A 4,107-nucleotide genomic window follows, 5' to 3' on the forward strand; every position below is an offset into this window, starting at 1 on the left:
TTTATCAATAACGAGAGCATTGCCATCAACGGGAAACAGACCCAGCTCTTTGTTCCTGGATACTTTATTAACCGGAATAAAAAGGAGATTACCGCTGAACGTGCCCTAAACCGGATCTCCTATGCCATGGGCCGCTCCAGGATGGATAGAAATACCATCACCCGCCGCAAAAAGCCGTTTTATAATGTAAACAAAGGGGAAATCTATCAGGAAATATCAGACTATTTATCAAAAAAACTGCCTCCCGCAATTCAGCAAACTTTTAAGGAGTTTTATGAGAGGCCGGTTTGGGAGAGGGAGTGAATGGAAAGGATGTCAACTGTTTGACTTTTGAAAATAATTTGACAATGTAAGAATTGAAATGCCGTTTTGTGTGTTACATTTGTAAAAAATACAAATGATTTTGTAACAATGACAAATGAATTTGTAAAAACCGCAAAAGAGTTTGAAGCACAGCCTTTATAAAATCGACTCTGAAACCTCAAATCCTAGAAATCATGAATATTGATGAAATAATTAAAGAAAATCTAATAAAGATTAGAAAGTCCAAGAAGCTGACACAGGAAGATTTGTCAAGGTTCTTGGGCATTAATAGAGCAGTAATTTCATATTATGAAAATGGTGAGAGAACGGTTCCAGTCAAAGATTTGGAAAAGTATGCCAGATTTTTTGGCGTCGATATGGATGACTTATTGGAAGAGAATAAAGAAAGTTTTAATTATAATCTCGCTTTTGCATATAGAGCTTCTACTCTTGCAGAATCCGATATTTTAAAAATAGAAGGATTCAAATTAATTTTTGAAGATTATTGCAGACTAAACCATTTATCAAAAAAGCATGAAAAACAAACATTCCGAGCTTGCTAAAAAGAAAGCTTCACGGTTTAGGCAAAAATTCGGGTACAGTAGTAATGATCCATTTCCTGTCGATAGCTTTTTGATAAAAGAGGGGATAATTACGACTTTCACTGAAATGTCAGAAAACTTTTCTGGGATGGCATTAAAGAAGGAAGGTAATTTAGGCTTAATTATTAATTCTGCCCAGCCCATTGGAAGACAAAACTTTTCTATTGCTCATGAATTATACCATCTTTATGAACAGGAAGATTTTGTACCTAGACCAAGTACTGCAGGTAAATTTGACAAGAAAGATATTGAAGAGTTTATGGCTGACAAATTTGCAGTATATTTATTGATGCCTGAGTCAGGAATAATGGAGATGATTTCAGAAGGTGAAATTGAATCTGGAAAAATAGAAATTGGACAAATATTTAAGATAAGTGGTTATTTTAGGGTTTCTTTTGAAGCAACTTTGAATCGTTTACGTGATCTCGAATTTATTAACAGTGATTATAAAAGGGAGTTAGACGAGTTAAAAAGTAAATCTGGTGGCGTAAAAAATATGGCTAGATTGCATGGTGGAGATTTGTCTTTATACGAAAAGGGAAGATCGGGTATATTATTGTCAAATAACATGATCGAGCTTTCTGATATCTTATTCAAAAATCATATCATTTCAGAAATTAGCTATTTGTCCACTATGGATAGATTGGGCATGAACTTAACCGAAAATGACATCTAGTAATCAAGCTATTTTAATTGATGCCGACGTGATTATCCATTTCTGTAATGGTGGCAGAATATCTTTACTTAAAATTATTTTCGGCAATAGCTTGTTTGTCGTCCCGGAAGTTATTAGCGAGCTGGATGTCAAACCCAATTCAAGAATAGCGCTAGAGAACATGCTAACTTTTAAACAAGTTCAGATTTATGAGGTTCCCACAAATCTAAAATTGCAAATACTAAAAGAGTATAATCGTATAAGAAGAGATCTCCGTGGTGGCATGGGTGAAAGTATGTGTATGGCAATTGCCAAATTTGACAACAAAATTCTAGCCAGCAGCAATACGAAAGATATCCATGATTATTGTAAAGAAAATTCTATAAAATATTACACAACTTTAGACATACTATACATGGCATTCCAAGAAAAACACATTAATGAAAGTGAATTCGATTGTTTTATTTACGATGTAACATCAAAGGGAAGTCACCTATTCTGTAAAACCTTAGCGGATTATAAATCGAAAAAAGGAATAACATAATCCAATTCCCGTCCTACTCCCATAAAAAGGTACGCTGCAATTTAGTAGCGTACCTTTTTACGTTATAGGATGAATTTAGTAGAGAATAGCGTCTGGAACTTCGATGTAAATGGCAAGCCGGCACTCAATGCCCTAGGCGAGTTGGAGAATAAGCTAGGCGAGCTAAAAACGGCCCAAAAGGAGCTCACCAGAGGCACCAAGGAATGGACAGACAACAAGGCCGAGATCAAGGAACTGGAGGAGTCCATTAAAAAGACCAGAGTAGAGATGGGCACCGCTGGCATGACCGTCAAACAGCTGGAAGGTTATTATAAGCAACTCAATAAGGAGCTTAAAGACCTCACACCTGGTACTGATCAGTACATCGAAAAAACCAAGGAGCTCCAGGATGTCAATACCAGGCTATCGAATGTAAGAAAAGACGTTCGTGCTGTCACGGAGGAAGCCGATAAAAGCAAATCCACCTGGACCAATATGAAGGAATGGATCACTGGAGCTCTTTCTGCCTTTACTCTGGTGAATATTATGGAGTCCCTGATCAACTTCACCAGGGAAGGGATCAAGATGGCGGCTACGATGAGCGATGCCTTTGGCGGGATTCAGAAAGCTGCAGGGATGACCGAGCAAGAGGTTAAAAGCCTAAATACGGAGATCGCCAAGATCGACACCCGAACGGCCCAGGACGAGCTCCTAGGTATCGCCCAGGTTGGAGGACAGATCGGAGTGGCAAAAGACCAGATGCTGGGCTTTGTAGAATCTGTCGATAAAGCCGTGGTTGCCCTGGGCGATGAGTTTAGCGGTGGAGCTGAAGAAGTAGCTTCTACCATGGGTACGCTCTCCAAACTTTTCAAGGAAACCAAGGATCTGGAAGCCGGCAAGGCCATTAACGATATCGGATCTGCTATCAATGAACTAGGTGCCGCAGGAACGGCCACTGGTCCAGTGGTGACGGATTTCGCTATGCGCATGGGCCAGCTCGGGAACCTGAGCCCTCAGATTAGCGAGACCCTGGGGCTGGGTGCAGCCTTCCAGGAGCTGGGCCTCTCCGCTGAAATCTCAGCCGGTGGCTTGAGCAATATCCTGCTTACAGCCTCTAAAGACACCGCAACCTTTGCCACTCAAGTAGGCCTGACAGAAAAGGAGTTTATCAAGCTAATCAACAGTAGCCCCAATGAGGTCATTCTAAAGCTTGCCGAAAGCTTCAGGGGAATGCCTACTGATAAGGTGGTTAAGAACCTGGATGATCTGGGTATCAAAAGCCAAGAGGCCACCAAGGTCATGAGCCTATTGTCGGATCAAACCGATACGGTTCGTGAAAAGCAGCTACTTGCCGCTACGGCCATGAAAGAAGGTACCAGCCTAACCAAGGAGTTTGGGATCATGAACAACACGGCAGCGGCCCAGCTCGCCAAGCAAGAAAAGGCCCTGGACGAGTTAAAAACCACATTGGGCGCGGCACTATTGCCAGCGCTATTGAATGTGACAACGGGTGTCATTGCCTTTATTAAAGGTATCGGTGCAGTTCCGGAGTTTCTACGAGAAAATAAGGAAATGATTGCGGCCCTGGGAGTGGCTATGGTTTCCCTGAACTGGAATTTGGTCACGGCCACCGCATCCTCCCTGGCACATGCTGCAGCTGAAAAAGGAAGGCTTATATGGACCGAATCCGCAACGGCCGCTCAATGGCTTATGAATGCGGCCATGACGGCCAATCCAATTGGGCTTGTGGTTGCTGCAATAGCCTTGTTCGTGGGTGGCCTAGTTACCCTTTACAATAATTCGGAAACCGCACGTAATGCCATCAACCGACTGTGGCAAGCAGTAAAAGACGCTGCCAGTGCCGTAGGATCCTTCTTTGGGCTACTTAGTTCTGAAAATGAGAAGAGTCTAGCCAAACAAAAATCTGACAACGACAAGTACTTATCTGACAAAAAGGGACAAGAGGGTAAGACGGCCGCTGAAATAGCCGCAGCCAATAAGGCTACAAAGGAAAAGGAGCTCGC

General features: G+C 42.0%; 5 protein-coding genes. All 5 read left to right on the forward strand.

What is annotated here, in order from left to right; translation table 11 throughout:
* Positions 1-303 (forward strand): hypothetical protein (locus CLV98_RS23530; RefSeq protein WP_158281323.1); only part of this gene is annotated, 303 nt, incomplete at its 5' end.
* Positions 304-497: 194 nt separating this feature from the next.
* Positions 498-866: a helix-turn-helix domain-containing protein gene (locus CLV98_RS22885; RefSeq protein WP_109678430.1), complete on the forward strand. Its 369-nt coding sequence runs from the start codon at positions 498-500 to the stop codon at positions 864-866.
* Positions 838-1,581, forward strand: a complete 744-nt coding sequence (locus tag CLV98_RS22890; RefSeq protein ID WP_109678432.1) for an ImmA/IrrE family metallo-endopeptidase — start codon at positions 838-840, stop codon at positions 1,579-1,581. The genes CLV98_RS22885 and CLV98_RS22890 overlap by 29 nt, the downstream gene beginning before the upstream one ends.
* Positions 1,571-2,104, forward strand: a complete 534-nt coding sequence (locus CLV98_RS22895) for a PIN domain-containing protein (RefSeq protein WP_109678434.1) — start codon at positions 1,571-1,573, stop codon at positions 2,102-2,104. The genes CLV98_RS22890 and CLV98_RS22895 overlap by 11 nt, the downstream gene beginning before the upstream one ends.
* Positions 2,105-2,173: 69 nt before the next feature.
* On the forward strand, positions 2,174-4,107 hold a 1,934-nt coding region (locus CLV98_RS22900), incomplete at its 3' end, for a phage tail tape measure protein (protein ID WP_109678436.1).

It is taken from the genome of Dyadobacter jejuensis, assembly GCF_003149085.1.
Classification (GTDB): domain Bacteria; phylum Bacteroidota; class Bacteroidia; order Cytophagales; family Spirosomataceae; genus Dyadobacter; species Dyadobacter jejuensis.